This is a genomic window from Agromyces sp. NPDC055520 (assembly GCF_053619715.1).
In genome coordinates, this window is record NZ_JBSHJY010000015.1 from 54547 (window position 1) to 69174 (window position 14628).

12 protein-coding genes are annotated in these 14628 nt (G+C 69.7%); 6 read left to right on the top strand and 6 right to left on the bottom strand.

The window, feature by feature from the left end:
* Nucleotide 1: 1 nt before the first annotated feature.
* The 5 genes from ACWGST_RS08645 to ACWGST_RS08665 all read right to left on the bottom strand — a co-directional run bounded on the left by ACWGST_RS08645 (nt 2) and on the right by ACWGST_RS08665 (nt 4586).
* Nucleotides 2–178: a hypothetical protein gene (locus tag ACWGST_RS08645; protein WP_452046258.1), complete on the bottom strand. Its 177-nt coding sequence runs from the start codon at nt 176–178 to the stop codon at nt 2–4.
* A gap of 76 nt (nt 179–254) precedes the next feature.
* Entirely contained in the window at nt 255–1418 is a 1164-nt protein-coding gene (locus tag ACWGST_RS08650) for an acyl-CoA dehydrogenase family protein (RefSeq protein ID WP_452046259.1), read from the bottom strand.
* Nucleotides 1419–1427: 9 nt separating this feature from the next.
* Entirely contained in the window at nt 1428–2408 is a 981-nt protein-coding gene (locus ACWGST_RS08655) for a DUF4349 domain-containing protein (RefSeq protein ID WP_452046260.1), read from the bottom strand.
* Nucleotides 2409–2500: 92 nt separating this feature from the next.
* Entirely contained in the window at nt 2501–3334 is an 834-nt protein-coding gene (locus tag ACWGST_RS08660; protein WP_452046261.1) for an aldo/keto reductase, read from the bottom strand.
* Nucleotides 3335–3377: 43 nt separating this feature from the next.
* A complete protein-coding gene (locus tag ACWGST_RS08665; RefSeq protein ID WP_452046262.1) occupies nt 3378–4586 on the bottom strand; it encodes an MFS transporter in 1209 nt (402 codons plus the stop codon).
* A 160-nt stretch (nt 4587–4746) separates the two neighbouring features.
* Between ACWGST_RS08665 and ACWGST_RS08670 the strand changes: the two genes are divergently transcribed.
* The 3 genes from ACWGST_RS08670 to ACWGST_RS08680 are packed head-to-tail and all read left to right on the top strand — an operon-like array spanning nt 4747 to nt 7426.
* Nucleotides 4747–5643 (top strand): ABC transporter substrate-binding protein, encoded by an 897-nt coding sequence (locus tag ACWGST_RS08670; protein WP_452046263.1) that lies wholly within the window; start codon nt 4747–4749, stop codon nt 5641–5643.
* On the top strand, nt 5643–6644 hold the full coding sequence (locus tag ACWGST_RS08675) for an amino acid ABC transporter permease (protein ID WP_452046264.1): 1002 nt from the start codon (nt 5643–5645) through the stop codon (nt 6642–6644). The genes ACWGST_RS08670 and ACWGST_RS08675 overlap by 1 nt, the downstream gene beginning before the upstream one ends.
* Nucleotides 6641–7426: an amino acid ABC transporter ATP-binding protein gene (locus ACWGST_RS08680; RefSeq protein WP_452046265.1), complete on the top strand. Its 786-nt coding sequence runs from the start codon at nt 6641–6643 to the stop codon at nt 7424–7426. The genes ACWGST_RS08675 and ACWGST_RS08680 overlap by 4 nt, the downstream gene beginning before the upstream one ends.
* Before the next feature lie 100 nt (nt 7427–7526).
* On the opposite strand, the gene hrpA is transcribed toward ACWGST_RS08680, so the two are convergent.
* The gene (hrpA, locus tag ACWGST_RS08685; RefSeq protein ID WP_452046266.1) at nt 7527–11591 is read right to left on the bottom strand and encodes an ATP-dependent RNA helicase HrpA; all 4065 of its coding nucleotides are present in this window, start codon (nt 11589–11591) and stop codon (nt 7527–7529) included.
* Between the two features lie 48 nt (nt 11592–11639).
* Here hrpA and ACWGST_RS08690 point away from each other — a divergent pair, with 48 nt between their 5' ends.
* The 3 genes from ACWGST_RS08690 to ACWGST_RS08700 are packed head-to-tail and all read left to right on the top strand — an operon-like array spanning nt 11640 to nt 14160.
* The gene (locus ACWGST_RS08690) at nt 11640–12452 is read left to right on the top strand and encodes a CPBP family intramembrane glutamic endopeptidase (protein WP_452046267.1); all 813 of its coding nucleotides are present in this window, start codon (nt 11640–11642) and stop codon (nt 12450–12452) included.
* 45 nt (nt 12453–12497) lie between these two features.
* Nucleotides 12498–13274 carry a DUF1684 domain-containing protein gene (locus ACWGST_RS08695; RefSeq protein WP_452046268.1) on the top strand — a complete coding sequence of 259 codons (777 nt, stop codon included), beginning with the start codon at nt 12498–12500 and terminating at the stop codon, nt 13272–13274.
* Between the two features lie 55 nt (nt 13275–13329).
* Nucleotides 13330–14160: an aldo/keto reductase gene (locus ACWGST_RS08700; RefSeq protein WP_452046269.1), complete on the top strand. Its 831-nt coding sequence runs from the start codon at nt 13330–13332 to the stop codon at nt 14158–14160.
* Nucleotides 14161–14628 lie beyond the last annotated feature (468 nt).

Below are 14628 nucleotides of genomic sequence, written 5' to 3' on the forward strand. Positions count from 1 at the left end.
CTCAGACGCCGTCGCTGCGGCCGAGGATGTGGAACGGGATCGCGAGTGCGAGCGACACACTGAGGATGCCGCCGAAGAACAGGCCCGCCTGGAATGCGGCTGCGTCGGGCGCGGTGCCCATGAGCCAGAGGCCGAAGACGAAGAGCCCCATCGAGATGAGGAAAGAGACGACGTTCACAGCGACCTCCAGTGTCGATTCGGGCGGTCCGCGCCGCCCGGCCAAGTCTACCGGGCGGCCCGGCCCGGGTGCGGGTTCACGGCTCGATCGGGCCCAGCCACGCGTTCGCGACCGTCGAGTGGGCGGACTCGTCGTCGGACGGGTGGAAGATGCCGGCGAGCACGTCGCGATAGAGACGACCGAGTTCGGAGCCGGCGAAGTAGGTCGACCCGCCCGAGACCCGCACGGCCTGGTCGACGACGTGCTTGGCCGTCTCGGTCGCGCGCACCTTGATGCCGACGAGCTTGGCGAACCAGAACGCGCCGTGGTCGACGAGCTCGTCGAGGTCGCGTGCGATCGCGAGCAGCTGGGGCTCGATGGCCTCTTGCGCGAGCGCCGCGTCGGCGATGCGCCAGCGGATGTCGGGGTCTTGCGAGAGCGCCGCGCCCCCGTTCTTCATCGAGGTGCGCCGGTGCGCCGCCGCGACTGCGAGGTCGAGCGCGCGGTCGCCGATGCCGGCGTACACCGAGGCGAGCAGCAGCTCGAAGTTCGCGAAGATGCCGAAGATCAGGGGGTCGGCGTTCGGCCCCGGCTCGAGCCGGCGCACGATGCGGTCGGCGGCCGCGAAGGCCCCGTCGAGCACGGTCGTGCGGCTCTGGCTCGCCCGCATGCCCATCGTGTCCCAGTCGTCGAGGATGCGCACGTCGGGATCTTCGCGGTCGATGAAGCCGTAGACGATCTTCGGCGCATCGGCCGAGGTCGAGTCGAGGCCCATCGTGCCGAGCCGCGTCCACGCGGGCGAGAGCGAGGTGAAGATCTTGCGGCCCGTGTAGCGGTAGCCGCCGTCGTTCTGCGGTTCTGCGACCGTGCGCGAACCGAAGAGCATGAGGTCGTTGCCGGCCTCGCTGATGCCGAACCCGAAGATCTCACCGGCGCCCGCCTCGCGCAGCACGAAGTCGAGGGAGTCGTCGCCGCGGTCGCGCAGCACCTTCGCGACGCCCGTCCAGACGAGGTGCATGTTGATCGCGAGCGCCGTCGAGGGCGCCGCTCCGGCGAGGCGCATCTGGGCGCGCACGGCGTCGGCGAAGGTCCAGCCGAGGCCGCCGAGCTCGACGGGCACGAGCGCCGTCAGGTAGCCGGCCTCGCGGAGCTCGACGAGGTCTTCGTCGAAGAAGGCGTTGTCGCGGTCGTATCGGGCGGCTCGCTCGCGGATGCGTTCGAGCAGCTCGTCGTGCAGCAGGGTCTCAGGCGTGGCGCTCACGCCGCCAGACTACGCCCCGGGCGCCCCGTCGTGCGGGGGTGACGCAGGCGTCGCGGTCGGGGCCGGCTGCGCGGTCGGCGCCGGCGGCGGTACCGGCTGCGGTGAGGTGGATGCCGCGGCATCCGCTCGCTTCGCACGCCGCCGTCTCGACGACAGCATGACGACGGCGACGATGATCGCGACGACGACCGCCGCGGCGACCAGCCACGGCAGCAGCACGCCGAACGCGACCGCGAGCCAGGCCCCGAAGACGGTCAGCGCACCCCAGCCGGCGGCGAGACCGCTGAAGAAGTCGCCGGGTGCGGCGGCAGGCGCGACGGCTTCGGTGATGAACTCGACGCTGAGGGTCGAGTAGTCGACCTGGTCGACGAGGAAGTCGCGCTGCTGGGTCAGGCTGTCGAGCTCGGCCTGCCGGGTCGTGAGCTCGGACTCGATCGCGATGAGGTCGGTGATCGAGGTCGCCGTCGCGAGCAGTTCGCGCAGCCGGTCGACCGAGGCGCTGAGCGCCTCGATGCGGGCGTCGAGGTCTTGGCGCTGGGCGGTGACGTCGGAGGCGTCCATCGACACCGAGTTCACCGTGCCGAGCTCGCGGAGGTCGGCGACGACGCCGTCGAGCTCGTCGGCCGGCACGCGCAGGGTGAGCCTGGCGCTCGGCGTCTGCGTGTCGGTGCCCGGCGTCTCGTTGCGGCTGTCGACGCGCCCGCCCGACTGCTCGGCGATGCCGGCGGCCTCCTCGGCGCTCGCGATCGGGTCGTCGACCGTGATCGAGATCCACCCGGTCGTGATGACGCTGCGCTCGGTCTCGACCGCGGCGCTGTCGTCGGCGGCGCCGCCCTCGACGGATCGGGGCGCGCCGGGCGCGGGAGCGACCTCACCGGTCACGCCTCCGGGCTCGCTCGTGGAGGTGCTCTGCCCCGCCGAACAGCCGGCGAGGAGGAGCGCGGTCAGCGCGGCCGCCACGGCCGCCGTCGGTGCCAGTCGTCGTCTCATGGCCACACGGTATTGCACGCACGCAGCAGCGGGCAGTGAACCGGATCACGATCCGGTTGCGTTCCGCTCGCCGCCCGCTCGAGCCGCCCCCGTCAGTCGTCGTCGGGGTCGCGGCCGGTGCGCTCGCCGTTCTCGAGCGAGGCGATCGCGGCGAGGTCGGCGTCGCTCAGCTCGAAGTCGAACACGTCGAGGTTCTCGCGGATGCGCGCGGGCGACGAGGCCTTCGGAATCACGAGGTTGCCGAGCTGCACATGCCAGCGCAGCACGATCTGCGCGGGGGAACAGCCGTGCGCTGCGGCGAGTTCGGCGAGGAGCGGTTCGCCGATCACCCGCCCGCGAGCGAGCGGCGACCATGCTTCGGTCAGGATGCCGCGTGCCGCGTGAAACTCGCGCAGCGCCGTCTGCGGCAGCCACGGGTGCAGTTCGACCTGGTTCACGGCCGGCGTCTCGCCCGTCTCGGCGACGAGTCGTTCGATGTGGTGGGCGTGGAAGTTCGAGACGCCGATCGAGGCCACCCGGCCCTCGTCGCGCAGCCGGATGAGCGCGCGCCACGTCTCGACGTACAGATCGGTCGACGGCACGGGCCAGTGGATGAGGAAGAGGTCGAGCCGATCGAGCGCGAACCTTCGCATCGACGCGTCGACGGCCCGCAGCGTCTGGTCGAAGCCGTTGTCGTCCTTCCACACCTTGCTCGTCACGAAGAGCTCGTCGCGCGGCAGCGCCGACGCGCGAACCGCCTCGCCGACCTCGCGCTCGTTGCCGTAGAAGGCCGCCGTGTCGAGGTGGCGGTAGCCCGCGTCGATCGCGTCGAGGCAGAGGCGCGCGGCATCCGCCGCAGGCACCTTGTAGAGGCCGTAGCCCATTTGCGGAACCCGCGCGCCGTCGGCGAGCGGGATCAGCGGGGCGGGGGGCGTGGGTCGGGGCATCCGGTGTCTCTCTCGTCGTGATCGGTTGGGTGCCGGCCTGCCGTCAGCTCGGCTGCGCCGGGATCGGCTCGGTGTCGGGGATGGGGCTCGCGTCGCGGCCGCGCAGATCGGGATGCCAGCGCCGGCCGACGACGCCGGCGACGAACCCGAGCAGGGCGAGCGCCGTCGCCGCCCAGAACGCGCCCTGCGCCCCGTTGCCGTCGATGAGGAAGCCCGCCAGCGCCGAGCCGAGGGCAGCACCGATGAGTTGGCCGGTGCCGACCCAGCCGTAGGCCTCGGCCGTGTCGGAGAACTTCACGCTCGCCGACACGATCGCGAAGAGCACGGCGAGCGCCGGGGCGATGCCGATGCCCGCGATGAAGAGGGTCGCCGAGAGCCACCAGAAGTCCATGAGGCCGGCCGCGAGCGCCGTGCCGGCGAACACGATGAACATGCGACGGGCCGTCGCCCACGGGCCGATCGGCACATGGCCGAGGAAGAGGCCGCCGGCGAGCGAACCGACCGAGAAGATCGCCAGCACGATGCCGGCCTCTGCGCCGCCGTGGCCGAACACGGCGACCACGCCGGCCTCGATCGCCGCGGTGGCGCCGATCAGCAGAAAACCGACGATCGTCGCGAGCAGCACCGCGGGCCGGCCGAGCACGACGCCGAAGCGACGCTTCGAGCGGGGGATGCGCACCCGGCCGAGCTCGGGCGAGGAGATGAACCAGATTCCGCCCACGACCATGAGCAGCGCGGCGAGGAGGATCGCCCAGACGGTGCCGATCTGGGTCGCGACGAACGTCGTGACGACCGGGCCCACGACCCAGATGATCTCTTGCGCCGAGGCGTCGAGCGAGAAGAGCGGGGTGAGCTGGCGGGAGTTGACCATCTTCGGGTAGATGGTGCGCACCGCCGGCTGCACGGGCGGGTACGCGAGCCCGGCGACGAGTCCCACCGCCATGTAGAGCGGCACCGTGAGCGGCAGCAGTGCGATCGCGACGATCGCCGTGACGCAGACCGCGAGCGTCGCGATGAGCACGGGTCGCATGCCCAACCGGCCCATGAGCCTGCTCGTGAGCGGGCCGGCGACGGCTTGACCGATCGAGGTCGCCGCGAGCACGAGCCCTGCTGAGCCGTACGAGCCCGTCTGCTGCTCGACGTGCAGCAGGAAGGCGAGCGAGAGCATGCCCGACGGGAAACGCGCAGTCAGCTGGGCGGCGATGATGCGAGCGACGCCCGAGGTTCTGAGCAGTTCGGAGTAGCTTCCCACAGTGGGATCAACTCTATCGACGGCCGAATCGTTAGGCTGCGCCCGATGCCGCGAGCCACGTGTGGAATAGGCTCGGTTTTAACCGGCGTCGGGGCCTTGCGTCTTCGTCGTCGATCACCATCGCAACGCAGATCATCACCGCAACGACAGAGGTACTCACATGCACACCCGACGCCTGCTCTTCCCCGTCGCGGCGGCCGCCGCCGCGGCCCTGCTCTTCACCGGCTGTGTCGACAACTCGACCGGGGGCGGCGAACCCTCGGGCGACGCCTCGGCACCCGCGATCGCCGTCGACGAAGCCGCGGCGGCACTGCTGCCCGCCGAGATCGCCGACTCCGGCAAGCTCGTGGTCGGCACCGACGCCGCGTACCCGCCCAACGAGTACAAAGACGACAACGGCAACCCGATCGGCTGGGACGTCGACCTCGTCAATGCGCTCGGCGCCAAGCTCGGCCTGACCGTCGAGTACGAGATCGCGAGCTTCGACAAGATCATCCCCTCGATCACCGGCGGCACCATGGACATGGGCATGTCGAGCTTCACCGACAACGCCGAACGCCAGAAGCAGGTCGACTTCGTCGACTACTACGAGGCCGGCATCCTGTGGGCCGCTCCAGCAGGCAAGACCGTCGACCCCGACGACGCCTGCGGCCTGAAGGTCGCCGTGCAGGCCACGACCTACGAGCACACCGACGAGCTGCCGGCCAAGAGCCAGGCCTGCGTCGACGCCGGCAAGCCCGCGATCCAGATCACGCCGTTCGACACGCAAGACGCTGCGGCGAACGCCGTCGTGCTCGGCCAGGCCGACGCGATGAGCGCCGACTCGCCCGTCACGGGCTACGCGATCGCCCAGACCGACGGCAAGCTCGTGGCCGCCGGCGAGGTGTTCGACTCGGCGCCCTACGGCTTCCCGGTCGCGAAGGGCTCCGAGCTCGCCGCCGCCGTGCAGGCCGCGATGCAGTCGCTCATCGACGACGGCACCTACGGCGACATCCTCGCCGAGTGGGGCGTCGAGTCGGGCGCCGTCGACACGATCGAGATCAACGCGGGCAGCTGATGAACGACTCGTCCTCCGGCCGGACAGCGAGGTCCGCGCCGGCGGGCGGCCCCGGGGCCGCCCCGGTCCCGACGAAGATCGTGCGACTGCGGCATCCATGGCGCATCGTCGTCGCGGTGCTGCTGCTCGCCGTCGTGGCCGTCTTCGTGATCGACGCCGCGCAGCGTGCGGCGTTCGACTGGCCGACCGTCGGCAAGTACGTCTTCGACCAGCGCGTCTCGCAGGCCGCGGGGTTCACCCTGCTGCTGACCGTGCTCGCGATGATCATCGGCGTCGTACTGGGCGTCATCCTCGCGGTCATGCGCCAGTCGCCGAACCCCGTGCTGAAGTCGATCGCGTGGGTGTGGCTCTGGATCTTCCGCGGCACCCCGGTGTACGTGCAGCTCGTCTTCTGGGGCCTGCTGTCGACGATCTACACCTCGATCGACCTCGGTGTGCCGTTCATGGAGCCGTGGATCTCGTTCCCGACGACAGCGCTGCTGAACACCTTCTGGCTCGCGGTCATCGGCCTCGCCCTCAACGAGTCGGCGTACATGGCCGAGATCGTGCGGGCCGGCCTGCTCTCGGTCGACCCCGGCCAGAGCGAAGCCGCAACGGCCCTCGGCATGGGCTGGGGCAAGTCGATGCGCCGCGTCGTACTGCCGCAGGCGATGCGCGTGATCATCCCGCCGACCGGCAACGAGGTCATCTCGATGCTGAAGACGACCTCGCTCGTCACGGCGGTGCCGTTCACGCTCGAGCTCTACACGCGAACCCGCGACATCTCGGCCGCGATCTTCGCACCGGTGCCGCTGCTCATCGTCGCCTCGATCTGGTACCTCGCGATCACCTCGGTGCTCATGGTCGGCCAGTACTTCCTCGAGAAGCGCTTCGCCCGCGGGGTCGGGCAGCGTCCCGACACCGGGCCGGGCCCGGTCACGGGTGCGATGTCGACGAGCGGCCTCGAGCAGGTCGATCCCGAGGCGGGAATCGCCGCGAGGCATGGAGGAGACGCTCGATGAGCGAACAGACGGCGCAGTCGCAGACACCGATGGTGCTCGCCGAGCACGTGTCCAAGAGCTTCGGCTCCAACGAGGTGCTGAAAGACATCTCGCTCGAGGTCAAGCGCGGCGAGGTGCTCTGCCTCGTCGGCCCGTCGGGTTCGGGCAAATCGACGTTCCTGCGCTGCATCAATCACCTCGAGCAGGTCTCGGCGGGGCGGCTCTCGGTCGATGGCTCGCTCGTCGGCTACCGCGAGGTCGGCGACAAGCTGTACGAGATGCACCCGAAAGATGCCGCCAAGCAGCGCCGCGACATCGGCATGGTGTTCCAGCGCTTCAACCTGTTCCCGCACATGACGGCGCTCGAGAACGTCATGGAGGCGCCGACCCAGGTCAAGGGCGTGTCGAAGTCGCAGGCCAAGACCCGTGCCCACGAACTGCTCGCCCGCGTCGGCCTCGCCGAGCGCGCGGACTACTACCCCGCCCACCTCTCGGGCGGGCAGCAGCAGCGCGTGGCGATCGCGCGGGCGCTCGCCATGGACCCGAAGCTCATGCTCTTCGACGAGCCCACCTCGGCGCTCGACCCCGAGCTCGTCGGCGAGGTGCTCGACGTCATGAAGGGGCTCGCGCAGACCGGCATGACCATGATCGTCGTCACGCACGAGATGGGCTTCGCTCGCGAGGTGGCCGACACGCTCGTGTTCATGGACGGCGGCGTGGTCGTCGAGACGGGCGACCCGCGCGAGGTGCTCGCGAACCCGCGGCACGCGCGCACGCAGGCGTTCCTCTCGAAGGTGCTGTGATCCCGCAGGTTCCGGTGGTCGAGTAGCGAGCGCAGCGAGCGTATCGAGACCGGCCGCCAGGTCTCGATACGCTTCGCTACTCGACCACCGAGAACCGGCTTCAGCCCTGCAGCACCTTCGTGATGCGCTGCAGCGACACGCTCTCGGCCGCGCGCAGCTCTTGCGCGAAGAGGCTGATGCGCAGCTCCTCGATGAGCCAGCGCGCGCGCACGACGTGCGCCGCGGCATCCGGAGCCAATGGAATCGTGCCGCCGACGTCGGCGAACCGCGTGAGCGCCGTCTGCACCTCGTTCATCCACACCCGATCGCGCCCGGGGTTGTCGGCGAGCTTGCCGACGCGCACGGTGACGCCCTCGAGGTAGCGCGGCACGTGCCGCAGCCGCTCGAGGCCGGTGCGAGCGACGAAGCCGGGGAAGACGAGGCCGGCGAGCTGCTCCTTGGCATCGCTCAGGGCCGGAAGCAGCGCCATGTTCGTCGCCGACTTCACCGCCTTCTCGGCCGCGCGCAGAGCCGTGAGCGTGCGGGCGACGAGGCCGACGGTCTCGAACATCGTGTCCATGACGACGCCCGAGACGCGGTCGCGCACGGTGTCGAACTCGAGCTTCGTGAAGAGCATGCCGTCGTCCTTCACGCGGTACAGCACGTCGTTGACGCAGGCCACGAGGCAGTCGGCGAAGAGCGCGGTCGTCGACGGGTACGGACTCGTGGCGAGCACGAGCTTCTCGTTGCCGGTCAGGTGCTGCTGCACGTAGGCGACCGGCGAGGGCGTCGCGAGCATGAGCAGGCGACGGATGCCGCCGGGCATCGCCCGCGCCTGTTCCTCAGGGGTCGCGAGCAATCTGATGTTCACGGCGGTGCCGTCGTCGATGAGCGCGGGGTACGCACGCACGCGGTTGCCCCCGACGGTGGTGTCGACGAACCGGGGCAGCTCGGCGAAGTCCCAGCTCGTGAGTCCGGTGCGCTCGATGCCGGCGCCCGGTGCCTCGGTGGCCGCGGCGATGGAGCCGGGAGTCACCCCGCCGACCGCGCCCGAGCCGTCGACCCGTCGGGGTCCGCGCCCGCCGGGCTGCCCGCGCTCGCCGCTGGCCGGCGCCGCGAAGGTGTCGGCGACGGCGTCGCGGGCCCGGTCGGCGAGCTGGGCCTGGAGCGCGCGCAGGTCTTTGCCGACCGCGAGCTGCTTGCCCCGCCCGTCGACGACCCGGAACGACATCTGCAGGTGCGGCGGAATGCGGTCCATCGCGAAGTCGGCACCCGTCACGGGCGTGTGGGTGAGCCGCTTGATGACGCCGGCCACCTCATCGGCGAACGACATGCCCGCCGGGGCCTCCGCGTCGCCGAGCTCGGCGACGATCTTCGCGGCCCAGTCGTTCGCGGGTACGACGTTGCGGCGGATGACCTTCGGCAGTGCTTTGATCATCGCCGTGACGAGCTCGGCGCGAAGGCCGGGCACCTGCCGGTCGAAGCCCTCGGGTCGCAGCCGCGCGAGCAGCACGAGCGGCACCTGCACGGTGACGCCGTCGTCGGATGCCCCGGGCTCGAATCGGTACCGCAGCGAGAGGGTCTGGTCGTCCTGCCGCCAGTTCGGCGGGAACGCGTCCTCGTCGATCGCGGGCGCGTCCTCGGGGGCGAGCGCCTCGGCCGTCATCGTCAGCAGCTCGGGCGTCTGCTGCTTCGCGGTGCGCCACCAGGTCTCGAAGAGCCGGGTCGAGGTGACGTCGGCGGGGACGCGCGAGTCGTAGAACTCGAAGACCGCCTCGTCGTCGAAGAGGATGTCGCGGCGACGGCTGCGCTCTTCGACGGCCTCGAGTTCGGCCCGGAGCTTGCGATTGGCGCGATCGAAGTCGAAGAGCCGGTCGCGGCGGATGTCGTTCGGCCAGTCGCCCTCGACGAGCGCGTGCCGGATGAAGAGCTCGCGGGCGTAGGGCTGGTCGATGCGCGCGAGCTGGATGCGACGACGGCCGACGATCGGCACTCCGTAGAGGGTGACCTTCTCGTAGGCGACGGCCGAACCTTGCCGCTTCTCCCAGTGCGGCTCGCTGTAGCTGCGCTTGAGCAGCGACCCGGCGAGTGGCTCGGCCCAGGCCGGGTCGATCGCGGCGTTCATGCGCGCGAACAGCCGACTCGTCTCGACGAGCTCGGCGCTCATGATCGCGTCGGGCTGCTTCTTCGCGAGCGCCGAGCCCGGAAAGATCAGAAAGCGCGACTGACGGGCGCCGAGGTACTCGCCCTTGGGCTTGCGCCCACCGGATGCCGCGGGGCCGCGATTGCCCGATTGGGTCGTGCTCGCCGGGGAGTCCTTCAACCCGATGTGGCTGAGCAGGCCGGCGAGCAGCGACTTGTGGATGAGGTCGGCGTCGGGCGCAGCCCCGCCTCCCCTTCCGGTCCCTGAGCCCGTCGAAGGGGCGTCGATCTCCAGCCCGAGCGGCCGTGCCATCTGCCGCAGCTGACGGTAGACGTCGTTCCACTCGCGCACGCGCAGATAGTTCAGGAACTCGTTCTTGCACATGCGGCGGAACGCGCTCGAGCCGAGCTCGCGCTGCTTCGTCTCGAGGTGGGTCCAGAGGTTCAGCAGGGTGATGAAGTCGCTCGTCGGGTCGGCGAATCGGGCGTGCTGCTCGTCGGCCTGGTGGCGCCGTTCGAGCGGCCGCTCCCGAGGATCCTGGATCGTGAGGCCCGCGACGATCGCGAGCACCTCACGGCTCACTCCGTGCTGCTTCGACTCCACGACCATACGGCCGAATCGCGGCTCGATCGGGAGCTTCGCAAGTGCGCGGCCGACCTTCGTCAGCCGCGGCCCGTTCCCTGAGCCCTTCGATGCGCTCCCTGGACCCGTCGACGCGTCGATCGCCCCGAGCTCGCGCAACAGCTCGACGCCGTCTTTGACGCCGCGGGCGTCGGGCGGAGTGAGGAACGGGAACGCCTCGATGTCGCCGAGGCCGAGTGAGATCATCTGCAGGATGACCGCGGCGAGGTTCGTGCGCAGCACCTCGGGTTCGGTGAACTCCGCGCGCCTCGCGAAGTCGTCTTCGGAGTACAGGCGAATGGCGATGCCGTCGCTCGTTCGGCCCGACCGGCCCGAGCGCTGGTTCGCCGAGGCCTGCGAGATCGCCTCGATCGGCAGCCGCTGCACCTTCGAGCGCACCGAGTAGCGGCTGATGCGCGCCGTGCCCGCGTCGATCACGTACTTGATGCCCGGCACCGTGAGGCTCGTCTCGGCGACGTTCGTCGCGAGCACGACTCGGCGGCGCACACCCGCGACGGTCGAGGGCTGGAACACGCGGTGCTGGTCGGCAGCCGAGAGTCGCCCGTAGAGCGGCAGCACCTCGGTGACGGATGCCCCGCGACCCGAGTAGTGCCCGCGCACCGCCTCTTCGGCGTCGCGGATCTCGTTCTCGCCCGAGAGGAAGACGAGCACGTCGCCGCGTGATTCCCGATCGAGCTCGTCGAGCGCCTCGATGATGCCCTGCAGGTAGTCCTTGTCGTCGGCCTTCCCGCCGGTCGAGCCCGTCGAGGCCGAGCGCGTCGGCGACTCGTCGTCGGGGTCGTCGCTCGCCGAGTCCTCCGCGACGAGCGGCCGGTACCGGATCTCCACCGGGTAGGTGCGGCCGGACACCTCGATGATCGGGGCCGGCTCGCCGGATGCATCCGCGAAGTGCCTGGCGAAGCTCTCGGGGTCGATCGTCGCACTCGTGACGATGACCTTCAGGTCGGGGCGCTTGGGCAGCAACTGCTTGAGGTAACCGAGCAGGAAGTCGATGTTGAGGCTGCGCTCGTGCGCCTCGTCGATGATGATCGTGTCGTACTTGCGGAGCATCCGGTCGTGGTGCATCTCGTTCAGCAGGATGCCGTCGGTCATGAGCTTGATGCGGGTCGAGGCGCCAGCCTTGTCGGTGAATCGCACTTGATAGCCGACGAGTCCGCCGACCTCCTCACCGAGCTCCTCGGCGATGCGCTCGGCGATCGTGCGAGCGGCGAGCCGCCGAGGCTGCGTGTGGCCGATCGACTCCCGGCCGAGTTCGAGGCAGATCTTCGGCAGCTGCGTCGTCTTGCCCGAGCCGGTCGCACCGGCCACGATGACGACCTGGTTCTCGCGGATAGCGCGCGCGATCTCGTCACGCTGCCGGGAGACGGGCAGCTCGGCGGGGTAGGTGATCGCGGCAAGCACAGCCCTCCATCGTATGCGGCGCGAGAGGGGTCGTGGTAGAACTCCCTCATGGCGACCGAGGTCGAGGTGCAGACGGAGCCGGTCTCAGCGCGTGCTCCCGGCACCAGGGCGCTCCTCGGGCTGCCGCTCCTCAGGGTCGGCCTCGTCGGGCTCGCGGCCCTCGTCACGTGGATCGCGATCGCCCTGTCCGCCGAGCCGGGGCCGTTCCCGCCGAGCATGCTGTTCGCCGCCGCGACGATGCTGCCGGTGAACATCGTTTCGATCATGCTCGTGCGCCGGGCGCTGCACCGTTCGGGGCAACGCGCTCGAGATCTCATCGACTTCTCATGGCGCCACCTCGGCCGCGACGTGCTGTGGGGGCTGCTCTGGCTCGCGGTCCTGTGGCTGCCGTTCATCCTCGCGGTCATGGGCGTGATGTTCGCGCTCTACGGCGGTGCCGTGTTCGAGCACTTCGAGACGGTCTTCTACGACGCCGAAGGGGCGCCGGCCCTGAACCGCGCCTGGCTCACGGTGCTCGCGATCGTGTCGGTCGTCACATTCGCCCCGCTCAATGCGCCCGCCGAAGAGCTCATCTACCGTGGTTACTCCCAGTGGGGGCTCGAGCGGCGCTGGCCGACGATCTGGGCGATCGTCGTGCCGTCGGCGATCTTCGCGCTGCAGCACGTCTTCTACGCCGCGACCACCGATGCGATACTCGTCTATCTCGCGGCGTTCTTCGTCTGGGGCATCGGTTCGGGCCTCATCGTGCATCGTCAGCGCCGGCTGATGCCGATCATCATCGCCCACCTGCTCGTGAACCTCATGACGAGTGCGCCGGCGCTCGTGCTGCTCTTCCTGCCCGATTCGGCACTGGCCTCCTGACGGGCCGATTCGATCGGACACCCGCTCGGCGGTTACGGTGTCGGCATGGGTGAGCACGAGTTCGAGCGCGAGTTCCGCGAGTGGCAGCAGGCGCGCTGGTCGGCCGTTTCGGCCCCGTACGGCACCGCAGCGCTTTGCCACACGCACTGGCTCACGAGCGAGTCGGCCGAGTACCTCGGTGCACCCGGTCTCTGGCACGCCGAGTCGAACGCGATCGTCGGCGAGTCGGCTGCACTCGGCTCGACCGTGCGGTTGTCCGCAGGCGAGCAGGTCGACGTCGACGGCGTGCGGCTGCGGGCATTCGAGCGCGACGGCGCGCTCGCCCTGCGCGTCCTCGATCCGGATGCCCCGGGCCGCACCTCGCTCGCCGCGATCGAGTCGTACCCGCCCTCGCCCGAGCGAGTGCTGGTGGGGCGGTTCACGCCCGCTGCCGCGGGGTCGACCCTCGACGTGACGGCCGTCGACGGCCACGAGTCGAGCGACCTGCTGGGCGGAACGATCGACGTCGAAGTCGACGGCGTCGCCGTCGCGCTCACCGTCACGCGCGACGAACACGGGCTGTCGGCGGTGTTCGCCGACGCGACGAGCGACGGCGAGAGCTACCGCTTCCGGTTCATCCGTGTTCCGGAGCCCGACGTCGACGGCACGGTCGCCGTCGACTTCAACCGCGCCTACCTGCCGCCGTGCGCCTTCTCAGACGAGTACGTCTGCCCGCTGCCGCCGCTCGGCAACCGTTGGTCGGTCGCACTTCGCGCGGGGGAGCGACTCGCCACGCGGCATCCGCTGCCTGAAATCGACGCGGCCGAAGCCGACGTCGCCTGATTCGCGGGCAGCGAACCGACGGCCCGCGCGAGCGCCGGCCGTGGTGGGATGAAGGATGACTCCCGTACCCCGCATCCAGCTCAACGACGGCCACACGATCCCGCAACTCGGCTTCGGCGTCTTCAAGGTCGATCCCGGAGAGACGGTGCGCATCGTCGGTGACGCGCTCGAGGTCGGGTACCGGCACATCGACACCGCGCGCATCTACGGCAACGAGTCAGAGGTGGGCGCCGCGCTCGCCGCATCCGGCATCCCGCGCGACGAGCTCTACGTCACGACCAAGCTCTGGAACGACGACCACGGCACGCAGTCGGCGTTCGACGCGTTCGACGCGAGCCTCGAGCGGCTGGGGCTCGACTACGTCGACCTCTACCTGATCCACTGGCCCTCGCCGAAGGGCGACCGGTACGTCGAGTCCTGGCGGGCGCTCGAACAGATCCGCGAGAGCGGCCGTGCCCGCTCGATCGGCGTCTCGAACTTCCTCGTGCCGCACCTCGAGCGCCTGCTCGCCGAGACCGAGGTGGTGCCGGCGGTCGACCAGATCGAGTTGCACCCGGCTCACCAGCAGCCGGCCACGACGGCGTTCGCGGCGCGTCACGGCATCGCGATCGAGGCCTGGGGTCCGCTCGGCCAGGGCAAGTACCCGCTCTTCGAACTGCCTGAGATCGCGGGCGCCGCGGAGGTGCACGGCAAGAGCCCCGCGCAGGTCGTCATCCGGTGGCACCTGCAGCAGGGCCGCATCGTCTTTCCGAAGTCGAACCGTCGCGAGCGCATGGCCGAGAACTTCGACGTCTTCGACTTCGAGCTGAGTGCGCCCGAGATGCAGGCGATCACCGCGCTCGAGCGCGCCGGTCGTGTGGGGTCGCACCCTGACGAAGTCGGCTGACGGATGCCGAGAATCCGTGCATTTCGGTGCGACACGCCCGGGATGCATGATGGATTTGCCCGGTCGCGGAGATCCGCGTAAATTCTTACTCATCGCCACGGCGGTGCGGGAAGCGGCTGAGAGATCAGGGCCTCCCGGCCGAGACGGCGAGATTCTTAGCCAAATAGCCTCGAAGTCGCATTGCGACTCGGTGATTTCAAGCCTAAGATGAAACCCCCACTTCAGAACGAACGTGATCCTCGGGCCGTGTTCTGTTGGATTGACACGGCTTTGTCGTGTCGGCAACAGCGCGAGACAAGAGTGATCGAGTCCGGCAAAAGAAGTGGTACGGTAGACAGGTTGCCCTGAGGGCAGGTCATGAGACTGAAACTCAGGTGCGTCCGTTCCTTGAGAACTCAACAGCGTGCACTATGTTCAATGCCAATTTTATTGAACCCCAGCCTTTGCTTTTCGGAGTGGGGGTATGGA

What these genes read in the sequence shown, in the direction of transcription:
- ACWGST_RS08670 (WP_452046263.1), top strand. Translation starts at nt 4,747, where the DNA reads ATGCACACCCGACGCCTGCTCTTCCCCGTCGCGGCGGCCGCCGCCGCG.
- ACWGST_RS08660 (WP_452046261.1), bottom strand. Translation starts at nt 3,334, where the DNA reads ATGCCCCGACCCACGCCCCCCGCCCCGCTGATCCCGCTCGCCGACGGC.
- ACWGST_RS08680 (WP_452046265.1), top strand. Translation starts at nt 6,641, where the DNA reads ATGAGCGAACAGACGGCGCAGTCGCAGACACCGATGGTGCTCGCCGAG.
- ACWGST_RS08690 (WP_452046267.1), top strand. Translation starts at nt 11,640, where the DNA reads ATGGCGACCGAGGTCGAGGTGCAGACGGAGCCGGTCTCAGCGCGTGCT.
- ACWGST_RS08700 (WP_452046269.1), top strand. Translation starts at nt 13,330, where the DNA reads ATGACTCCCGTACCCCGCATCCAGCTCAACGACGGCCACACGATCCCG.
- ACWGST_RS08655 (WP_452046260.1), bottom strand. Translation starts at nt 2,408, where the DNA reads ATGAGACGACGACTGGCACCGACGGCGGCCGTGGCGGCCGCGCTGACC.
- ACWGST_RS08695 (WP_452046268.1), top strand. Translation starts at nt 12,498, where the DNA reads ATGGGTGAGCACGAGTTCGAGCGCGAGTTCCGCGAGTGGCAGCAGGCG.
- ACWGST_RS08675 (WP_452046264.1), top strand. Translation starts at nt 5,643, where the DNA reads ATGAACGACTCGTCCTCCGGCCGGACAGCGAGGTCCGCGCCGGCGGGC.